Below are 18,652 nucleotides of genomic sequence, written 5' to 3'. Positions count from 1 at the left end.
GACAGACCGCCCCACCCGTCAGGCCTTGCAAACATCATCGCCCTCAACGGAGGACAGAACGATGACGAAATACCTGATCTCCTTTCCCGCACCGGCGATGAAAATTCCCGCCGAGGAGCTCGCCGCCGTGGGCGAAGCTGCGCGCGAGGTCATACGCGAGGCGAAGGCTGCAGGCGTATACGTGTTCGGCGGTGGTATCAATACGGATGTCGCGCCGCTCATGGTCGCCCCGGACGGCACGGTCGCCAACGAAACCTATCCCCAGACGAAGGAGTTCGACGGGGGATTTTGTGTCCTGCAGCTCCCATCGCGCGAAGCCGCCATCCTGTGGGCTGCGAAGATCGCCAAAGCTTGCCGCTGCTCGCAGGAACTCCGCGAGTTTGGGGATGACCCCGAGAGTTGAGACGTTGTGCGCAGCCGTCAGCCGCAACGTGGCGATGCTCGAGCGCAACCACATCCTGGCCGCCGGCCCGGGTCGGGCAGGCAATCCGGACCGTGTATCATTGGCCATCCGCATTGAATCGATAATCGATTCGTAAATATCTTGGTGCAATATCTTGCCATCGTGGTGCAGTGGATCACGCCGATGGTGCTGCTTCATGCTGACCCATGTCCACGGAATCTCAACGGCCGGACCCGCTTTTCAACCAGTCGCTCGAAAAAGGCCTGGAAGTCCTGCGCGCTTTCAATGCCGTTCACCGCACCCTGACGCTGGCCGAGCTGGCGGAGCTGACTGGCATGACCAAGAGCTCGGCGCAACGCACGGTCCATACCCTGGAGCGGCTAGGCTATGTCGACAAGCATCCGCAGACACGCCGCTTCCGCCTGACGCCGAAGGTAATGGAGATCGGCTACAACTACCTGGCGGCGGATGCCCTGATTCCCGTTGCCAGCCCCTATCTGTCGCAACTGGCGAATGCCAGTGGTGAAACGGCAAATCTCACCGAGCCCGTGGGACTCGACATGGTCTATGTGGCGCAGTTGATGACGGCCAAGCACGTGCCCGTGCTGACGCCCGTGGGCATGCGCATTCCGATGTACTGTACGAGTTCCGGCCGCGCCTACCTGAGCACGCTGCCCGATGAACAGGTGCGGGCGATGCTCGGCGCCTCTGCGCTCGTGCGGCGCACGCCGGCTACGCTGACCGATGCCGAAGCGATCTTCGAACGGGTAGTGGCTTGCAGGAGCGTGGGCTACGCCTGCAACGAAGAGGAACTGTTCCTCGGCGACATGGGCGTCGGCGCGCCGATCGTGAACAACCGTGGCGTTGCGGTCGGTGCGGTCCATGTGTCGCCGCCTGCCAGCCGTTGGACCATGGCGGAGGCCCAGAAGAAGCTCGGGCCACTGGTCGTGGAATGCGCCTGGGCCATTTCCAGGTCCATCGGACATTGAACCGCGCGCGGGCTTGTCCCCTCGTCTGCGAGAAAGCTCGGCGCCCGCGGGCGATGCATCGGCCTTCAGCGTGCGTGCGCCAGCATCGCCTGAAGCAACACGTTGGCGCCGGCTTCGATATGCTCTGGCAGCGCGTCTTCCAGTTCGTTGTGGCTGATGCCGTCCTTGCACGGCACGAAGATCATCCCCGTTGGCGCAAGCTGCGCAAGATAGACGGCGTCATGCCCTGCCCCGCTTACCACGTCCATATGGGGAAGGCCCAGTGATGCCGCAGCCCGTCTGACACTGTCGACGCACGATGCCGCGAACAGGCACGGCTCGAACTTGACCACCTGGCGGATGTCGACCGATACCGCGGCCGCCTCGGCAATGTCCGCGAAGGCCCCGCGCATGGCCGCGTCCATCCGGTCGAGCCCTTCCTGCGACAGGTTGCGGAAGTCCACCGTGAAATCGACCCGCCCCGGGATCACGTTGCGCGAATTGGGCCTGACCTCCACATAGCCTACCGTGCCGCGCCCGTGCGGCGCTTCCCCGCGCGCGATGCGGTTCACCGTCTCGATCATGCGCGCGGATGCGAGCAGCGCATCATGGCGCAGGGCGAGCGGTGTCGGACCCGCGTGGGCGTCCTGGCCGGTCACGGTCACGTCATACCACTGCTGGCCGAGCGCGCCCGAGACCACGCCGATCGGAAGGCCCGCCGCTTCCAGCACCGGCCCTTGCTCGATGTGGGCTTCGAAATAGGCGGCATACATGCCGCCCGGCACCTCGCCCGCGGGATGTTCACCGCGATAGCCGATAGCCTCGAGCGCCGCCTCGACACGTACGCCGTCGCGGTCCGTCCGGGCGCGCGCATGATCCGCCGCGAACACCCCGGCAAACACGCCCGATCCCATCATGACAGGGGTGAAACGCGTGCCTTCCTCATTGGTCCAGAACGCGACTTCGAGCGGCGCGCGTGTATCGATGCCGAGATCGTTGAGCGTGCGCATTACCTCGAGCCCGGCCAGCACGCCGAAGTTGCCATCGAACTTGCCGCCGGATGGCTGCGTGTCGATATGGCTGCCCGTCGCCACGGCCGGCGCATCGGGGTCGGTTCCATGGCGGCGTGCGAACACGTTGCCGATCTCGTCGACACGTACCTCGAGCCCGGCCTCGCGGAACCACTGCACGACGAGATCGCGGCCCTTGCGGTCCGCGTCGGTCAACGCGATGCGGCATACGCCGCCATTGGCCGTGGCGCCGATCGCGCCGAGATCCATGAGGGACTGCCAGAGGCGGGCGCCATTGATGCGGGGAAGGTGCTGCGAATCCATGTGTGTCGTGCCTGCGGTGGTTGAACGTCGTGCCCCACGCAGCAAGAAGCAGACCAATGCCTGCCCATGTCTTGCTGGCATATCAATTGCTAGATCGTTCGCAGCCATTCCCAACCCAGGAGCTTTGCCCGTGAACCACCCCACGTCGATCCAAGCGAAACGTTTCTCCGCTGCAATGCGGTCCGTGTCCGCGGCCGTCGCGCTCTCGCTGCTCGCCTTGCCCGGGGCCGCGATGGCCGAGAAGGTGTTGCGCATCGGCATGACCGCCGCCGATATCCCCCGCACGCTGGGCCAGCCCGATCAGGGCTTCGAGGGCAACCGCTTCACCGGCATTCCCATGTATGACGCACTCACGCAATGGGACCTGTCCAAGAGCAACGGACCCAGCCTGCTGATTCCCGATCTCGCCACCGAGTGGAAGGTCGAGGACAAGGACAAGACCAGGTGGACCTTCAAGCTGCGCCCCGGGGTGAAGTTCCACGATGGCTCTCCGTTCAATGCCGATGCCGTGGTGTGGAACGTCAACAAGGTCCTCGACAAGACGGCGCGCCAGTTCGATCCGAGCCAGGTGGGCGTGACGGCTTCGCGCATGCCTACGCTGCGCAGTGCGAAGAAGATCGACGACCTGACCGTCGAACTGGTCACGTCCGAGCCGGACTCCTTCCTGCCGTATAACCTGTCGAACCTGTTCATGGCGTCGCCCGCGCAGTGGGAGAAAAAGTACGCCGCGGTCCCCGCATCGGTCACCGATGCGGGCGAGCGCAGCAAGCAGGCGTGGGTCGCGTTCGCCGCCGACGCGTCGGGCACGGGCCCGTTCAAGATGACGCGATTCGTGCCGCGCGAGCGGCTTGAACTGGCAAAGAATGCTGCTTACTGGGACAGCAAGCGCGTGCCCCGCATCGACAAGGTGGTGATGGTGCCGATGCCAGAAGCCAATGCACGCACCGCGGCACTGCTGTCTGGCCAGGTCGACTGGATCGAGGCACCGGCCCCCGACGCCATCGCCCAGATCAAGAGCCGCGGATTCAACGTCTACGCCAACGCCCAGCCCCATGTGTGGCCGTGGCAGCTGTCGTTCGCACCGAACTCACCCTGGCTCGACAAGCGTGTGCGTGAAGCCGCCAACCTCTGCGTGAACCGCTCCGAGCTCAAGGCGCTCCTTGGCGGCTATATGGCGGAGGCCAAGGGCATTGTCGAGCCCGGCAATCCCTGGTGGGGCAACCCGAAGTTCGACATCCGGTACGACGCCAATGCGGCGCGCAAGCTGATGAGCGAAGCGGGCTACTCCTCGGCCAGGCCGCTCAAGGTCAAGGTACAGATATCGGCCTCCGGCTCCGGCCAGATGCAGCCGCTGCCAATGAACGAGTATGTCCAGCAGAACCTGAAGGAATGCTTCTTTGATGTCGATTTCGATGTGGTCGAATGGAACGCGCTGTTCACGAACTGGCGCGTCGGCACCAAGGACGCAAGCGCGCACGGTGCCAATGCCATCAACGTGAGCTTTGCCGCCATGGATCCGTTCTTTGCCATGGTCCGCTTTGTCAGCACAAAGACGCAGCCCCCGGTTTCGAACAACTGGGGCTATTTCGGCAACGCCGAATTCGACAAGCTGATCGAGACGGCACGCACGTCGTTCGACGCCAAGGCACGGGACGCGGCGCTGGCGAAGCTGCACGCCCGCATCGTCGAGGAAGCACCGTTCGTGCTGATTGCGCACGACGTCGGTCCCCGTGCTATCTCGAAGAAGGTCAAGGGCGTGGTGCAGCCGCAAAGCTGGTTCATCGATATCGCCACGATGTCGATGGATTGAGCCTGGAACCCGGCACCCGCTCTCTTTCGCACAGCAGGAGAGCGCCGAAGGGGACGGACTCGCCACGCCTCGTCCAGCCCCCGCCTCCCTGCCCGCACGGGCAGGGAGCGCATGACACCCACACGACGGGCACAGACCATGACTTATCTGTTCCACCGCGTTCTCTATGCGTTTCCGATCCTGCTCGGGGTCGCGCTGCTCTGCTTCTCGCTGGTCCACATCGCTCCCGGCGATCCGCTTGTGTCCGTGCTGCCTCCCGACGCCTCCGAAGAACTGCGGCAGCAGCTCACCGCGCTGTATGGCTTCGACAAGCCATTCCTCGAGCAATTCGTGCACTGGCTTAGCCGCGCACTGCACGGCGATCTGGGCACTTCCATCGCCACCAGCCGGCCGGTGATGACTGAAGTGTCGCACGCCGTGGTCAACTCGATCCGGCTCGCGGCGGTGGCCACGCTGATCGGCTTCGCTCTCGGCAGCCTGTTCGGCTTTGTGGCGGGCTACCTGCGCGATTCGGTAGCCGACCGCATTGCCTCGTTCCTGTCGGTGCTCGGCGTCAGCATTCCCCACTACTGGCTCGGCATGGTCCTGGTGATCGCCTTCTCCGTGCTGCTCGGGTGGCTGCCCGCCACCGGCGCGGGGCCGGACGGCTCCGGCGCCTGGACGTGGGACTGGGCGCACGTCCAGTACATGCTTCTGCCTGCCGTGACGATGTCTGTGATCCCGATGGGAATCGTCAGCCGTACGATCCGCGCGCTCGTGGCGGAAATCCTGTCCAACGAATTCATCGTCGGCCTGCGCGCGCGGGGATTGTCGGACTTCGCCGTGTTCCGCCACGTGGTCAAGAATGTCGCGCCCACCGCGTTGTCGGTGATGGGCCTGCAGCTTGGCTATCTGCTCGGCGGCTCGATCCTGATCGAGACCGTGTTCTCCTGGCCGGGCACCGGCTTCCTGCTCAACGCGGCCATCTTCCAGCGCGATTTCCCGCTGCTGCAGGGCACGATACTGGTACTGGCGGTGTTCTTTGTGCTGCTGAACCTGTTCGTCGATGCGCTGCAGACGGTATTCGACCCGCGCATCCAGCGCACCTGAGGAGCCCCGCATGGAAATGACGCTCAACAAATCCGTCGCGCCGCTGGTGATCGAACGCTCTCCCGGCTACTGGGCCACGGTCGTACGCCGGCTGCTGCGCAACAAGGTCGCCATGGCGGCGGCTCTGATCCTGATCGCCCTCGTGCTGATGGCGGTATTTGCCCCGGCACTGATGCCGGCCGACCCCTATGCCTCGTCGATCCTGAAACGCCTGAAGCCGGTCGGTACGGAGCACCACCTGCTCGGCACGGACGAGCTCGGCCGCGACATGCTGTCGCGCCTGATGCTCGGCGGCCGGCTCTCGCTGTTCATGGGCATCACGCCGGTGCTGCTGGCATTCGTGATCGGCAGCGCCATCGGCATCGTCGCCGGCTACGCCGGCGGCTGGACCAACACGGTGATCATGCGCGTGACCGATGTGCTGTACGCGTTTCCGTCGGTGCTGCTGGCCATCGCGCTGTCCGGCACGCTCGGCGCCGGCGTAGGCAATGCGTTGTTGTCGCTGACCATCGTGTTCGTGCCGCAGATCGTGCGCGTAGCGGAAAGCGTGACCACGCAGTTACGCAGCCGGGAGTTCGTCGATGCGGCCCGCGCCTCGGGTGCGTCCGCACTGACCATCGTACGGGCCCAGGTGCTCAACAACGTGCTCGGCCCGATCTTCGTCTATGCCACCAGCCTGATTTCGGTATCGATGATCCTGGCCTCCGGCCTGTCCTTCCTCGGACTCGGCGTCAAGCCGCCGGAACCCGAATGGGGACTGATGCTCAACACGCTGCGCACGGCGATCTACACCCAACCCTGGGTGGCCGCGCTGCCCGGCGCCATGATCTTCCTGACCTCGATCTCCTTCAACCTGCTGGCGGACGGCATCCGTTCGGCCATGGAAATCAAGGACTGAACATGACCGATACGCTCGTCTCCCCCGCCGCCGATATTGGCGGTCCGGCCCAGCCGCTCGTGATCGCGCGCGATCTGGTCAAGCACTTCCCGCTCAAGTCGGCGATCCCGCTGCGCCGGGCGGGCGTGGTGCGCGCCGTCGATGGCATCAGTTTCGACGTGCGCAAGGGCGAAACGCTCGGCGTGGTCGGTGAATCCGGCTGCGGCAAATCCACCACGGCTCGCTTGCTGATGCAACTGACTCCCCACGACAGCGGCGAACTGATCTTCGACGCGCAGGGCGTCGGCTCGCCGCAGCTGCCGATGAAAGCCTTCCGCAGCCAGGTGCAGATGGTCTTCCAGGACAGCTACTCGTCGCTGAACCCGCGCCTGACGATCGAGGAATCGGTCGCCTTCACGCCACGCGTACACGGCGTGCCGGCTCGCGAAGCCATAGAGCGGGCCCGCTACCTGCTGAACCGCGTCGGACTGGAGCCGTCGCGCTTTGCCGGGCGCTACCCCCACGAGCTTTCCGGCGGCCAGCGCCAGCGCGTCAATATCGCGCGGGCACTGGCGCTGCGTCCGCGCCTGGTGATCCTGGACGAAGCGGTATCCGCGCTGGACAAGTCCGTCGAGGCCCAGGTGCTCAACCTGCTGCTCGATCTCAAGGCCGAGTTCGACCTGACCTACGTCTTCATCAGCCATGACCTGAACGTGATCCGCTACCTGTGCGACCGGGTCATGGTGATGTACCTGGGCAAGGTCGTGGAAGTCGGCGATACCGAATCCATTTACCGGCACCCCGCCCACCCTTACACGCGCGCGCTGCTGGCATCGATGCCGTCGATGGACCCCGACCATCGCACCCTGGCCGCGCCGCTGGCCGGCGACCCGCCGAACCCGATCGACCCGCCATCGGGCTGCAGCTTTCATCCTCGCTGCGCCAGCGCGGAGCCCGTCTGCGCCCGCCGCGCACCGGCGTTGTCGCATGCGCTGGCGGATCACCCCGTGTCCTGCCTGATGGCAATGCCCGATGGCGGCCATTCGCAGCCGTTGCGCCGCATGACGCCCGGCCTGCATGACGCCGCACACTGAACCCGGCCGGAGATGACCATGCCCTCTAATACCCCCGCCATCCCCGCCATCCCCGCCATCCCCGCCATTTCACTCCGGGACCTGCGCGTGACGTTCGCGGGCAGCGGCAAGACCATCCAGGCCGTCAATGGCGTGTCGCTCGATGTTGCCACGGGAGAAGCCGTCGCATTGATCGGCGAGTCCGGTTCCGGCAAGAGCGTCACGCTGCGCGCGCTGATGCGCCTTCACCCGCCGCGTCGCACGAAGATGAGCGGCGACATCCGGGTCGCCGGGCAGGACGTGCTAAAGCTGGACAAGCGGGCACTGGCGCGACTTCGCGGCGGCACCGTGGCGATGGTGTTCCAGGAACCGCTGCTGGCGCTGGATCCCGTCTACACCGTGGGCCAGCAGCTCATCGAGTGCATCCGCACACATCGCAAGGTATCGAAGGCCGAAGCACGGCAACTCGCGCTCAAGGCGCTGGAAGCCGTACGGATCCCGAGCCCGGAGCGCAGACTGGCCGCCTATCCGCATGAAATGTCCGGTGGCATGAGGCAACGTGCGATGATCGCGCTGGCGCTGTCCGCGCAGCCGCAGATCCTGCTGGCAGACGAGCCCACTACGGCGCTCGACGCCACGGTGCAGATCCAGGTACTGATCCTGTTGCGCGAACTGCAGCGCGAACTGGGCCTGTCCATCGTCTTTGTCACGCACGACATAGGCGCCGCGGTGGAAATCGCCGACCGCGTCGCGGTGATGTATGGCGGACGCATTGTCGAGGAAGGTCCGATCCGCACGCTGATGCGCGAAGCGCGCCACCCGTACACGATCGCGCTGCTGCAAAGCCGCCAGCACGGCATGCATCGCGGCGAGCGGCTGCCATCCATCGGCGGCGCGCCGCCCGATCTCGCGGCATTGCCGCCGGGCTGCGCCTTCGCGCCGCGCTGCCCGCACGCCCGCCCCGAATGCCTGGCCGACGTGCCGCGCGCGGTGTCGCTCGGCAACGGCCATCAAGTCAGTTGCACCCTCGTCTCCGCGCGCGCCGCGGCCGAGGCCGCCTGAGTCCCTCAGGCTTCAGTATTCACCGGAAAAAGGAACCCGACCGCCATGAGCCTGGCCACCCATCCGTCCCGCGCCTTCCTGCCCTACCCCGAGGCACCTGTTCCCAACGCGGCGCAGGGGCCGCTCAGCGGGCTGACGTTCGCGGTCAAGGATCTGTTCGATGTAGCCGGATACCCGACCGGCGGCGGCAACCCGCATGTACTGGCGCGCTCCGGCATCAAGACGGCCACAGCGCCGGCGGTATGCAGTCTGCTCGATGCCGGTGCCGCGTTCCTGGGCAAGGTCCATACCGATGAACTCGCGTTCTCGATGAATGGCCAGAACTATCACTATGGCGGCCCTTACAACGGCGCAGCGCCAGACCGGATTACAGGCGGCTCCTCGTCGGGATCGGCATCCGCGGTATCGCACGGCCTGTGCGATTTCGCGCTCGGCACCGATACCGGAGGCTCGATCCGGGCGCCGGCCAGCCATTGCGGCCTGTTTGGCATCCGCCCCTCGCACGGCCGTGTCACGCTGGAGCTGTGCATGCCGTTGAGCGCGTCGCTCGATACCTGCGGCTTTTTTGCACGCGATATCGGCACATTCGCACGCGTCGCCGACGTACTGCTCGGCAACGACTGCCAGCCGCTGGCCGCGCCCCCGAAGTTGCTGCTTGCCGCGGACCTCTTCGAACTGCCAACGCCCGAGGCACGCGCGGCGCTCACGCCAGCCGTTGCCCGCATCGAGTCCCTACTTGGCACGGCCATGCCTGTCAACGTGGCCGACCGCCCCCTGTCCGAGCTGTACTGGGCCTTCCGGTACGTGCAGGGGTGGGAAGCCTGGCAAGCCGACGGCCCACTGATCGAGGACTTTGCACTGCAACTCGGCCCCGACGTGGCCGGCCGATTCCAGTTCAGCAAGGGCGTCACGCGCGACCAGTTCGAGCACGCCAGTACGATACGCCACGCGTTCACCGCACACCTGGGCCGCATGCTCGGGCACGACAGCATCCTGGTGCTGCCGACCATGCCGGACATTGCCCCGCTGCGGACCGCACCGGCGGAGGCCCTGGAAGACTATCGCACGGCCGCTGCGCAATCGCTGTGCCTGGCGCCGCTGACCGGGTTCCCGCAATTGACTCTGCCTCTGTCAGGCCGCCAGGGCGCGCCGCTCGGCATTTCCCTGCTTGGACCGAAGGGGCGCGACCGCAGTCTGATCGCCGTGGCCGAAATGCTAGCCTGTTTCGCCTGCGGCGAAGCGCGCCGGAGATGGCGCGACCGTACCGCACGCCGTTCTACCCGGTCTTCCCGTTGATCGCGCTGGCCGGCGCGGTGGTCGCGCTGGGCGCGATGACCTGGTTCAACCCGCTGATCGCGCTGATCTATGCAGGCGTGCTGGCGGCGGGCTACGCGCATTACCACTGGCGCGGGCGGCATCTGTCGTAGTTGGCGACCTGCACGGCAGCGGGCCGCAGGCAAGCGCACCCGTGGCTGACCCCGCAGACTGAGGCGCATCATGGCCTTCGCCCACACCGTTGCCTCGCGGCGCCACCTGTTCGCCGATCTCAAAACCCTGCTCGCCAAGGCCAGTCCGGCACGCTCGGGCGACTACCTGGCGGGGTTGGCGGCTGCCAGCGAGGAGGAACGCATGGCCGCGCGCATGGCGCTGGCCGAAGTGCCGCTGGCACATTTCCTGAGCGAAGCGCTGGTGCCCTACGAGAAAGATGAGGTCACGCGCCTGATCGTCGACCGCCATGACGCCCAGGCCTTTCGCGAGATCGCGTCGCTCACCGTGGGGGACTTTCGCAACTGGCTGCTGCTGCACGAGACCGATTCCGCCGTGCTCGCGCGCGTGGCGCCGGGCATTACGCCCGAGATGGCCGCCGCGGTCAGCAAGCTGATGCGCAACCAGGACCTGGTGAGGGTGGCGCACAAGTGCCAGGTGGTCACGCGCTTTCGCAACACCATCGGCTTGCCCGGGCGCTTGTCTGTGCGGCTGCAGCCTAACCATCCCACCGACGACGCACGCGGCATCGCCGCCTCGATGATCGACGGGCTGCCGTATGGCTGCGGCGATGCCACCATTGGCATCAACCCCGCCACCGACAACCTCGGTGCCATCGTCACGCTGATGCGCCTGATCGACGACCTGCGCCGCCGCTACGACGTGCCCACGCAGTCCTGCGTGCTGACACACGTCACCAACACCTTGCGCGCGATCGAACAGGGCGCGCCGGTGGACCTGGTGTTCCAGTCCGTGGCGGGCAGCGAGCGCGCCAACGCGGGCTTCGGCATCAGCCTGGCGTTGCTGGCCGAGGCGCACGAGGCCGCGCAAAGCCTGGCGCGCGGCACGGTGGGTAACAACGTAATGTACTTCGAGACCGGCCAGGGCAGCGCGCTGTCCGCCAACGCCCATCACGACGTGGACCAGCAGACCATGGAGACCCGCGCCTATGCGGTCGCGCGCGCGTTCTCGCCGCTGCTGGTCAATACCGTGGTGGGCTTTATCGGCCCCGAGTATCTGTACGACGGCAAGCAGATCATCCGCGCCGGGCTGGAGGACCACTTCTGCGGCAAGCTGCTCGGCGTGCCGATGGGTTGCGATGTCTGCTACACCAACCATGCCGAGGCTGACCAGGACGATATGGACACGCTGCTGACGCTGTTCGGCGCGGCCGGCATCAACTTCATCATGGGTGTGCCCGGCGCCGACGACATCATGCTGAACTACCAGAGCACCTCCTTCCACGACGCGCTCTACCTGCGCGACGTGCTGGGCCTGCGCCCCGCGCCGGAATTCGAGGCGTGGCTGCAGGCAATGGGCATCCTTGGCGAGGACGGGCGGCTGCTTGAGCTCGCCGAGCGCCAGCCATTGCTGCAACTTGCCCACGGCTTGTAAGCCGACAGAGCGCGCCCCCCAAGCCATGAGCCGCAAACTGATCCAAGACAATCCCTGGCAGCGCCTGCGCCAGTTCACCGCCGCGCGCATCGCGCTGGGCCGCGCGGGCCACAGCCAGACCACGGAGGCGGTGCTCGCCTTCGGGCTGGCGCATGCGCAGGCGCGCGATGCCGTGCACCTGCCGCTGGCGCGCGCGGCCATCGAGCAAGCCCTGCATGACGCGGGGTTGAGCAGCGTGGCCGCCCACAGCGCCGCGCCGGACCGCCAGCATTACCTGCGCCGCCCCGACCTGGGGCGCCAGCTTGACGAAGCCAGCCGTACGCGGCTGGCGCAGGCGCGGCCCGCCGAAGCACCCGACGTGGTGTTCGTGATCGCCGACGGCCTTTCCGCACTTGCGGCCGAACGCCATGGCGTGGCACTGCTGCTGCACGCACGGGAGCGCCTGCCGGACTATCGCATCGGGCCAGTGGTGGTGGCCGAGCAGTCGCGCGTGGCGCTGGGCGACGAGGCTGGCCACCTGCTTGGCGCGCGCCAGATGGTGATGCTGATCGGCGAGCGGCCCGGATTGAGTTCGCCGGACAGTCTCGGCATCTATCTCACCCATGACCCGCGGCCCGGCCGCAGCGATGCCGAGCGCAACTGCATCTCCAATGTGCGGCCCGAAGGTCTGCCCTACGCGCAGGCCGCCGATAAGCTCGCCTTCCTGCTGCGCGGCGCGCTGGCGCTGGGGTTCAGCGGCGTGGGCCTGAAGGACGACAGCGAGCACGCGGCGCTACCTGAGCCTGCGCCGGGCGCGCTGTCCGCATCGGGCTCAGCGCCCGGCGCACAGACGGACTGACAAGCCGGTCGATCCGGCCGCTCACGCAGGCGGCCGGGCATTGCCGTGCCGTTTTGCTATCTCATCGCAACAACGAGGAAGAGGAATCGCCATGAAGCACAAGAGCCTGTTGATCGTATCCCTGCTGGCCGCCGCATTCGCCGCGGGCGGCTGCGCCACGCAATCCCTCAACGCACCCGCCGCGCTGGTCCAAGGCACCGCCCAGCCGCTAATCCAGGGCAATTGGGACGCCTTCAACCGTGGCCGCATCGAAGCCATGATCGCCGCCTATGGCAAGGACAGTCCCACCTACGATGCGCGCAAGCCGCCATATGCGGTGTTCGACTGGGACAACACCAGCATCTTCCTCGACATCGAGGAGGCCGTGCTGGTCTACCAGCTGGAGAACCTGCGCTTTGGCGCCACGCCGCAGCAGCTCGACACCGCCATCCGCGTCAACATCCCGGGCAAGGACTTCAACGCGCCGTTCAACAATGCCGCAGGCCAGCCGGTTAACATCGACAAGGTGGCGCCGGACATCATCGAGAGCTACACCTGGCTCTACCAGAACTACCGCGGGCTGAATGGCACGCAGTCGCTCGAGCAGGTCAAGGCCACTCCGCACTACCAGAACTTCATCGCCAAGATGCGCTACCTGTATGAGGCCATCGGCGACAGCTTCGATCACGCGGTAGCTTATCCGTGGGTGACTTACCACTTCGCAGGCATGACCGAGGCGCAGGTGCGCCAACTCACGGCCGATACCGTCACCTGGCAACTCGCGCAGCCGATCGAAAAGGTGAAATGGACCAGCCCTGCCGCCCTGCCTGGCCGCGCCGGCGTCGTGTCGGTAAGCTGGAAGAACGGCCTGAGGCTGGTGCCGGAGATGCAGGATCTCTACGGCAAGATGCGCAATGCGGGCTTTGATGTCTGGGTCTGCTCGGCGTCGTTCGTCGATGTGATCAAGGAGATCTCCTCCAATCCCGCCTATGGCTACAACAACCCCGCCGAGCGCGTGCTGGCGATGGAACTGGAGCGCAATGCACAAGGCGTGATCCAGCCCGAGTTCCGCCGCGGCTACGACCAGACCCAGGGCAAGGGCAAGACCAAGACCATCGAGCGCTTCCTGGTGTCGCGCTACGGCTACGGCCCGACGTTTGTCGCCGGCGACAGCGAAGGCGACCAGAACATGATGCAAGACTTCGCCGACACCCGCGCCGTGCTGATCGTCAACCGGCTACGCGCCAGCGATATCGGCAAGCTGTCCGGCGTGGCCGTGCAAAGCTATGGCAAGCCTGATGCAAAGTACCTGCTGCAGGGACGCGATGACAACGCGGGTGCGTTCGTGGCATCACAGCAACACACGCCGCTGGGGGCGAAGGAAGGGAAGTTGTTGAAGTAGCAGGCGGGAGCGGCCGATCCTCTGATCGATGGGATCGGCCGACGCGGCTACGGCCAGCTCACTTTGAGTATCGTTATTCGGCCCGGATGCTGCCTTGCTTGATGACCTTGGCCCATTTCGCGGTCTCGCCCTCGACGAACTTGCGGAAGTCCTCGGGCCGCGAGCCAGCCGGTTCGGCGCCGATGGCGGCGAGCCGCTGAGAGACCTCTGGAGAGTTGAGCACTTCGCGCGTCAGCGCGCTGAGCCGGTCGACAATCGCCTGTGGCGTACCGGCCGGGGCAAAGAGCCCGTTCCATTCGTAGACCTGATAGCCCGGCAAGCCGGATTCGGCAATCGTGGGCGTGTCCGGCAACGCGGCAGACCGCTTCGTTCCCGTCGTGGCCAGCACCTTGAGCTTCTTGCCCGCGACTAGCGGGTATGACGCCGCCATATTGCTGAACATCATGTCGACCTGGCCACCCATCAGGTCGCTTAGCGCCGGCGCGCCGCCCTTATAGGGAACGTGCAGCAGTTTCAGTCCCGACTGCTGCCCGAACAACTCCGCCGCCAGGTGCTGTGCCGTGCCTGGTCCCGCTGAAGCATAGGTCAGCTTGCCCGGCTTCGCCTTAGCGGCAGCAACAATGTCCTTCGGTGACTTGAAGGGAGAATCGGGCGGCACCACTAGCAGGTTCGGCACCAGCACCACCAGCGAGATGGGGGCAAAGTCCTTAACGGTGTCGTATGGCAAGCGCGGCTGCAAGCTTGGATTGACCGAATGCGCGGTGGCATCGAGCAGCAGCGTGTAACCATCGGGCGCGGCCTTTGCCACCGCGCCCGCGCCAATCACGCCGCTTGCACCGGGACGGTTGTCGACCACGATGGTCTGTCCCAGCTTGGCACCAAGCGGCGCGGCAAGCGTGCGTGCAACCGTGTCGGCGGCACCGCCCGCGGGATAGGGCACAACCAGCCGGATGGGCCGGTCCGGATAGGCTGCGGGTGCGGCGTGGGAGGCGTTCGGCGAAATGCCGAGGCCAAGCAATGCGAGCGAAAGCAGCCGGGCAGTGATGGGCTTGAACATGTCTCGACTCCAGATTCTTATGTGATGAATAATCAAACGGTAGCGATGGGAGTTGCCGGGGATCCGACCGCGCCGGGCAGGCGCAGCGGCGGTGCGGTCAACAGGAAGCGGCTGCGCCGATGTGCCCGCAGCCACCGCGCCAACGGCGTCAGGTGCCAAAGTTCGCCCAGATGAATGCCGTTCTTGAACAGGCAATGCTCGTGCAGCGGCAGCCGGGGCCCACGAATCGGCGATGGCGTCAACGGCTTGGGCACGACAAGCTCTACGGCCGGGTTGTCTGCCAGCAGGCAGGCAAGCCGCACGTCGGTGATCCAGTTGAGCAGCTTCTTGTCGTGGCCGTCCAGCCCGGTCCCGGTTTCATGCAGCACGCGCAGGTCGGGCATCTTGTTCATCGACAGCAGCGTGTCCGCAAAGCCGGTATGCAGGCACACCATGTCGCCCGGTTCGACCGCAATCTTGTCGGCCTCGAGTATGCGCATCAGCGCGTCATAACCGACGGCGTTGCGCTTGCGGCCGATGTGGTGCTCGAGGTCGATCATGACGCCTCGCCCTTGCGCCCCATGCTCGGCCAGCACCGCAATGCTCAGCGCGCGAGCTTCCGGATTCTCGTAGCGCGCCCACGGTTCAGTGGCCTGCATCTCAGTGCCCGCGATGACATCCTCGCCGCCCCGGTAGCCGTTATAGAACACCGGCTCTTCCTTGCCATCGCCGTCCGCGTCGAAATGGCTGCCGACATGCGCAAGACTGTCCCATTGCGTCGAGTACTGCAGACTCATCAACACCACGTCGTCGTTGACGACATCGGTCAAGTCGGGGTCTTCCGACTGATAGGACCAGCAGAAGCCTTGCTGCCCGGCGCTCTTGCCGTCGCGCAGCACGGCAAAGCGGCGCGGTGGCTGACGGCGAACGTTCATCGTTTGCCCGCCCGGATAGTCGAGCGGCAGCGACAGGCAGAACGTGACGCCCTCGCGAACTTCCGCCACACCCTGCAGCACCTTGGCGCGGTCGACCAGGTTCATCCGGCCGCGTTGGTCATCCGGGCCGAATTCGCCCCAATGACTGCCTTCGGGCTGCCGCTTCCAGCGAAGTTGAGTCGACGCCATGCCCTGCTCCTCAGTGTTGCCCGCCGAGCACCGCCAGCGCGTTCGTCGCGGCCGCTACGCCCATGTTGACGTAGGCGTCGCTGGTCACGCCGCCGATATGGGGGCTCAGCACGAACTGCTGATGACGGAAGAACGGATGGTCCGGAGCAGGAGGCTCCTGTGCCAGCGAATCCAGGCCGGCTGCTGCAACCTTGCCGCTCTCCACCGCCGCAAGCAGTGCCGCCTCGTCGATCAGGCCGCCACGCGCGGTATTGACCACGATGACACCGTCCTTGCAAGCCGACAATGCGTCTGCACCCAGCAAGCCCTTGTTGTCGGCGGTGAGCGGGCAATGGAACGACACGACATCGGACTCGCGCCAGATCGTATCCAGGCCGACCGCACGGATATCGCCGGGTACCTCTGTAGCGAAGGGGTCGTAACCCAGCACGTTCATATCCATGGCGGTTGCCATGCGGGCAAAGCGGCGGCCGATCGCGCCCAGGCCGATCAGGCCCAGCGTACGCCCGTTCAATTCAAGGCTCTGGTGTGTCGCCTTGTCCCAATGCCCCATGCGCGTGCGCTGGTCCAGGTGCACCACGGATTTCGCACAGGCAAGCAACAGCGCCATGGCATGCTCCGCCACGGCCGCAGCATTGGCACCGGCGGCCGCCACCACCTTCACGCCACGCGCCTGCGCGGCTTGCTGGTCGATGTTGTCGATGCCGCTGCCGTGCTTGGACAACACGCGGATGGACGGCGCCGCGTCGAGCGCCATCGCACCCACCTTGCTGGTGCGCACGATGATCGCCACAGGCGCATGGCGGCGACACAGGTCGGCCGTTTCCTCTTCGCTGGCGGCCTTGCCGGCATAGATCAGTTCGTAATCGGATAGCAAGGCGACGGCTTGCGGGGCGAGATTTGCCGCAGTCACCACAATGACAGGCTTGCTGGCGGCGCTCACAGTGCCTCTCCCGCCTTCAGCACGCCCGCTGCGCGCAGCGCGTCATCCAGCCAGGCCGGACGCAAAGCCTTGCCCGACTTGATTCCGTCGATGCGCTTGCGCTCGCCGGCTACTTTCTCGGCCGCGGCGGCGATCAGCGAAGCCGCCTTATCGCGTTCGATGACCACGACCCCGTCGGCGTCCCCGATCACCAGGTCGCCCGGGCATACGCTGACGCCACCGCATTGGATCGGGTGGTTGACCCGGCCCGGCACGAACTTGGTCGGGCCATTGGGGTTGGTGCCAACGGAATACATCGGGAAGCCCGCATCCCGGATTTCATCGGCGTCCCGCGACGCGGCATCGAGCACGACGGCGGTCACGCCCAGCGCGATGCACTGCTGGACCATGATGATGCCCATCAGCGCGCTGTTCTGGTCGCCTTTGCCATCGACCACGATGACGTCGCCCGGGCGGGCCAGCGCCATGGCCGCATGGATCATCAGGTTGTCACCCGGTCGCACTTCCACCGTCAGCGCGGTGCCACAGAAGCGGCTGGTGGGGCTGAGCGGCGCAATGCGGCCGTGCATGCCGCCGCGGCGTCCGGCCACGTCAGCAAAAATGGATGAAGCGAACTCCGAAGCCTGCCGGACGATCTCGGCCGGTACGCGTTCAAAATCACGGATGACATCAGGGAGGGTCGGTTGCGCGGACATGGTTGCTCCTGAGAAAGTGCGAATGCATCCCACCGCCCGCCTGGTTACCCACGGCGGGAGGTTCTGCAATGATGCGAAATGGTTAGGAAGTGCTTGGCGACGAAAGCGCGTCGGCGCTCAGTCGATGGTGGCGCCGGAGTCCTTGACCACCACGCGCCAGCGGGCCAGGTCTTTCTGCATCAACGATGCGAATTCCGTGCTGCTGCCGCCGAGGACACGACCGCCTTCGGCTTCGATCTTGTTTTTGACGTCAGGCGTCTTCAGGGCGCGGTTCAGTTCGGCATTGAGCTTTTCCAGGATCGGCGCAGGCGTGCCGGCGGGCGCGAGCAGGCCGAACCAGGTATCGGCTTCAAACTGCTTCACACCGGCCTCCGTGACGGTAGGCGTCGACGGAAGCTGGGCGGAGCGTTGGGTCGAGGTCACCGCCAGGCCGCGCAGCTTGCCGTTCTTGATCTGCCCCATGACGGTCGGCACGGAACCAATATAGATGGCAACCTGCCCGCTCAGCACGTCGGTCAGCGCCTGCGACGCGCCCTTGTAAGGGATATGCTGCAGCTTCACGCCGGCCTGCTTTTGCAACAGTTCCATGGCGAGATGAGCCACGGTGCCGTTGCCTGGCGTGCCAAAGGTGACGGTGCCCGGCTTTGCCCTGGCTGCTGCCAGCACTTCGCCGAGGTTGCGGTATGGGGAGTTGCTCGCCACCACGAGCGCCAGTGGCGCCGAGGCGATCAGCCCGATCGGCGCCAGGTCCTTGCCCGGGTCGTACGGGAGTTTCTTGTACAGCGAGGGATTGATGGCCAGGTTACTGGTCTGGCCGAACACCAGCGTATAACCGTCTGGCGCCGCCTTGGCAGCGGCTTCAATGCCCAGATTGCCCCCGGCGCCGGGCTTGTTTTCGATGACTACCGTCCAATTAAGGTCGCGGCTCATCTGATTGCCGATGGCGCGCGAGAAAGCATCCGGCGCTCCGCCCGGCGGGAACGGCACAATCAGGCGAATAGGCTTGGTGGGATAGGTCTCGGCCACTGCGGACAGCGGCAGTAGGCCGAAAATGGCGCAGGCGGCCAGAAGGCGGGTAGTGCGTTTCAAGGTTGTCTCCGTGGTAAGCCTTGTTCTATGCGCTAACTATAGGGAGTCGT

The 18,652-nt window shown here is 65.8% G+C and carries 18 protein-coding genes; 12 read left to right on the top strand and 6 right to left on the bottom strand.

Annotated features, from left to right (window positions below):
- The first annotated feature begins 61 nt into the window (after positions 1 to 61).
- Together A3AG_RS0126945 and A3AG_RS0126940 are read left to right on the top strand one after the other, a co-directional pair.
- The gene (locus A3AG_RS0126945) at positions 62 to 403 is read left to right on the top strand and encodes a YciI family protein (protein ID WP_018008399.1); all 342 of its coding nucleotides are present in this window, start codon (positions 62 to 64) and stop codon (positions 401 to 403) included.
- A 206-nt stretch (positions 404 to 609) separates the two neighbouring features.
- Positions 610 to 1,392, top strand: a complete 783-nt coding sequence (locus A3AG_RS0126940) for an IclR family transcriptional regulator (protein WP_018008398.1) — start codon at positions 610 to 612, stop codon at positions 1,390 to 1,392.
- Between the two features lie 65 nt (positions 1,393 to 1,457).
- On the opposite strand, the gene A3AG_RS0126935 is transcribed toward A3AG_RS0126940, so the two are convergent.
- Entirely contained in the window at positions 1,458 to 2,705 is a 1,248-nt protein-coding gene (locus A3AG_RS0126935) for a Zn-dependent hydrolase (protein ID WP_018008397.1), read from the bottom strand.
- A 175-nt stretch (positions 2,706 to 2,880) separates the two neighbouring features.
- Here A3AG_RS0126935 and A3AG_RS0126930 point away from each other — a divergent pair, with 175 nt between their 5' ends.
- From A3AG_RS0126930 to A3AG_RS0126885, 10 genes are all read left to right on the top strand, one after another.
- Positions 2,881 to 4,515, top strand: a complete 1,635-nt coding sequence (locus tag A3AG_RS0126930; RefSeq protein ID WP_018008396.1) for an ABC transporter substrate-binding protein — start codon at positions 2,881 to 2,883, stop codon at positions 4,513 to 4,515.
- 138 nt (positions 4,516 to 4,653) lie between these two features.
- Complete coding sequence (locus A3AG_RS0126925; protein ID WP_018008395.1) at positions 4,654 to 5,604, top strand: ABC transporter permease; 951 nt, start codon at positions 4,654 to 4,656, stop codon at positions 5,602 to 5,604.
- A 10-nt stretch (positions 5,605 to 5,614) separates the two neighbouring features.
- A complete protein-coding gene (locus tag A3AG_RS0126920) occupies positions 5,615 to 6,502 on the top strand; it encodes an ABC transporter permease (RefSeq protein ID WP_018008394.1) in 888 nt (295 codons plus the stop codon).
- 2 nt (positions 6,503 to 6,504) lie between these two features.
- Positions 6,505 to 7,575, top strand: a complete 1,071-nt coding sequence (locus A3AG_RS0126915; protein WP_018008393.1) for an ABC transporter ATP-binding protein — start codon at positions 6,505 to 6,507, stop codon at positions 7,573 to 7,575.
- A gap of 18 nt (positions 7,576 to 7,593) precedes the next feature.
- On the top strand, positions 7,594 to 8,616 hold the full coding sequence (locus A3AG_RS0126910) for an ABC transporter ATP-binding protein (protein WP_018008392.1): 1,023 nt from the start codon (positions 7,594 to 7,596) through the stop codon (positions 8,614 to 8,616).
- A gap of 45 nt (positions 8,617 to 8,661) precedes the next feature.
- The gene (locus tag A3AG_RS0126905; RefSeq protein ID WP_018008391.1) at positions 8,662 to 9,912 is read left to right on the top strand and encodes an amidase; all 1,251 of its coding nucleotides are present in this window, start codon (positions 8,662 to 8,664) and stop codon (positions 9,910 to 9,912) included.
- Entirely contained in the window at positions 9,867 to 10,043 is a 177-nt protein-coding gene (locus A3AG_RS34120; protein WP_018008390.1) for a hypothetical protein, read from the top strand. The genes A3AG_RS0126905 and A3AG_RS34120 overlap by 46 nt, the downstream gene beginning before the upstream one ends.
- Before the next feature lie 70 nt (positions 10,044 to 10,113).
- A complete protein-coding gene (locus A3AG_RS0126895) occupies positions 10,114 to 11,496 on the top strand; it encodes an ethanolamine ammonia-lyase subunit EutB (RefSeq protein WP_018008389.1) in 1,383 nt (460 codons plus the stop codon).
- 25 nt (positions 11,497 to 11,521) lie between these two features.
- Entirely contained in the window at positions 11,522 to 12,334 is an 813-nt protein-coding gene (gene eutC, locus A3AG_RS0126890; RefSeq protein WP_018008388.1) for an ethanolamine ammonia-lyase subunit EutC, read from the top strand.
- 91 nt (positions 12,335 to 12,425) lie between these two features.
- Positions 12,426 to 13,715 carry a haloacid dehalogenase-like hydrolase gene (locus A3AG_RS0126885; protein WP_018008387.1) on the top strand — a complete coding sequence of 430 codons (1,290 nt, stop codon included), beginning with the start codon at positions 12,426 to 12,428 and terminating at the stop codon, positions 13,713 to 13,715.
- A 73-nt stretch (positions 13,716 to 13,788) separates the two neighbouring features.
- Here A3AG_RS0126885 and A3AG_RS0126880 read toward each other — a convergent pair whose 3' ends face one another.
- The 5 genes from A3AG_RS0126880 to A3AG_RS0126860 all read right to left on the bottom strand — a co-directional run bounded on the left by A3AG_RS0126880 (position 13,789) and on the right by A3AG_RS0126860 (position 18,602).
- Positions 13,789 to 14,772 carry a tripartite tricarboxylate transporter substrate binding protein gene (locus A3AG_RS0126880; protein WP_018008386.1) on the bottom strand — a complete coding sequence of 328 codons (984 nt, stop codon included), beginning with the start codon at positions 14,770 to 14,772 and terminating at the stop codon, positions 13,789 to 13,791.
- Between the two features lie 32 nt (positions 14,773 to 14,804).
- Positions 14,805 to 15,875 (bottom strand): cyclase family protein, encoded by a 1,071-nt coding sequence (locus A3AG_RS0126875; RefSeq protein WP_018008385.1) that lies wholly within the window; start codon positions 15,873 to 15,875, stop codon positions 14,805 to 14,807.
- A 10-nt stretch (positions 15,876 to 15,885) separates the two neighbouring features.
- Positions 15,886 to 16,818 carry an NAD(P)-dependent oxidoreductase gene (locus tag A3AG_RS0126870; protein WP_018008384.1) on the bottom strand — a complete coding sequence of 311 codons (933 nt, stop codon included), beginning with the start codon at positions 16,816 to 16,818 and terminating at the stop codon, positions 15,886 to 15,888.
- Positions 16,815 to 17,513, bottom strand: a complete 699-nt coding sequence (locus A3AG_RS0126865; RefSeq protein WP_018008383.1) for an RraA family protein — start codon at positions 17,511 to 17,513, stop codon at positions 16,815 to 16,817. The genes A3AG_RS0126870 and A3AG_RS0126865 overlap by 4 nt, the downstream gene beginning before the upstream one ends.
- Positions 17,514 to 17,630: 117 nt before the next feature.
- Complete coding sequence (locus A3AG_RS0126860; RefSeq protein ID WP_018008382.1) at positions 17,631 to 18,602, bottom strand: Bug family tripartite tricarboxylate transporter substrate binding protein; 972 nt, start codon at positions 18,600 to 18,602, stop codon at positions 17,631 to 17,633.
- Positions 18,603 to 18,652: the final 50 nt, after the last annotated feature.

Source organism: Cupriavidus neocaledonicus, assembly GCF_000372525.1.
Classification (GTDB): Bacteria; Pseudomonadota; Gammaproteobacteria; order Burkholderiales; family Burkholderiaceae; genus Cupriavidus; species Cupriavidus neocaledonicus.
The sequence above is the reverse complement of the archived record's forward strand: the minus strand, read 5'-3'. Positions and strand labels throughout refer to the sequence as shown.

Coding starts and splice junctions, on each gene's coding strand:
- A3AG_RS0126945 (WP_018008399.1), top strand. CDS start 62: ATGACGAAATACCTGATCTCCTTTCCCGCACCGGCGATGAAAATTCCC.
- A3AG_RS0126940 (WP_018008398.1), top strand. CDS start 610: ATGTCCACGGAATCTCAACGGCCGGACCCGCTTTTCAACCAGTCGCTC.
- A3AG_RS0126935 (WP_018008397.1), bottom strand. CDS start 2,705: ATGGATTCGCAGCACCTTCCCCGCATCAATGGCGCCCGCCTCTGGCAG.
- A3AG_RS0126930 (WP_018008396.1), top strand. CDS start 2,881: ATGCGGTCCGTGTCCGCGGCCGTCGCGCTCTCGCTGCTCGCCTTGCCC.
- A3AG_RS0126925 (WP_018008395.1), top strand. CDS start 4,654: ATGACTTATCTGTTCCACCGCGTTCTCTATGCGTTTCCGATCCTGCTC.
- A3AG_RS0126920 (WP_018008394.1), top strand. CDS start 5,615: ATGGAAATGACGCTCAACAAATCCGTCGCGCCGCTGGTGATCGAACGC.
- A3AG_RS0126915 (WP_018008393.1), top strand. CDS start 6,505: ATGACCGATACGCTCGTCTCCCCCGCCGCCGATATTGGCGGTCCGGCC.
- A3AG_RS0126910 (WP_018008392.1), top strand. CDS start 7,594: ATGCCCTCTAATACCCCCGCCATCCCCGCCATCCCCGCCATCCCCGCC.
- A3AG_RS0126905 (WP_018008391.1), top strand. CDS start 8,662: ATGAGCCTGGCCACCCATCCGTCCCGCGCCTTCCTGCCCTACCCCGAG.
- A3AG_RS34120 (WP_018008390.1), top strand. CDS start 9,867: ATGGCGCGACCGTACCGCACGCCGTTCTACCCGGTCTTCCCGTTGATC.
- A3AG_RS0126895 (WP_018008389.1), top strand. CDS start 10,114: ATGGCCTTCGCCCACACCGTTGCCTCGCGGCGCCACCTGTTCGCCGAT.
- eutC (WP_018008388.1), top strand. CDS start 11,522: ATGAGCCGCAAACTGATCCAAGACAATCCCTGGCAGCGCCTGCGCCAG.
- A3AG_RS0126885 (WP_018008387.1), top strand. CDS start 12,426: ATGAAGCACAAGAGCCTGTTGATCGTATCCCTGCTGGCCGCCGCATTC.
- A3AG_RS0126880 (WP_018008386.1), bottom strand. CDS start 14,772: ATGTTCAAGCCCATCACTGCCCGGCTGCTTTCGCTCGCATTGCTTGGC.
- A3AG_RS0126875 (WP_018008385.1), bottom strand. CDS start 15,875: ATGGCGTCGACTCAACTTCGCTGGAAGCGGCAGCCCGAAGGCAGTCAT.
- A3AG_RS0126865 (WP_018008383.1), bottom strand. CDS start 17,513: ATGTCCGCGCAACCGACCCTCCCTGATGTCATCCGTGATTTTGAACGC.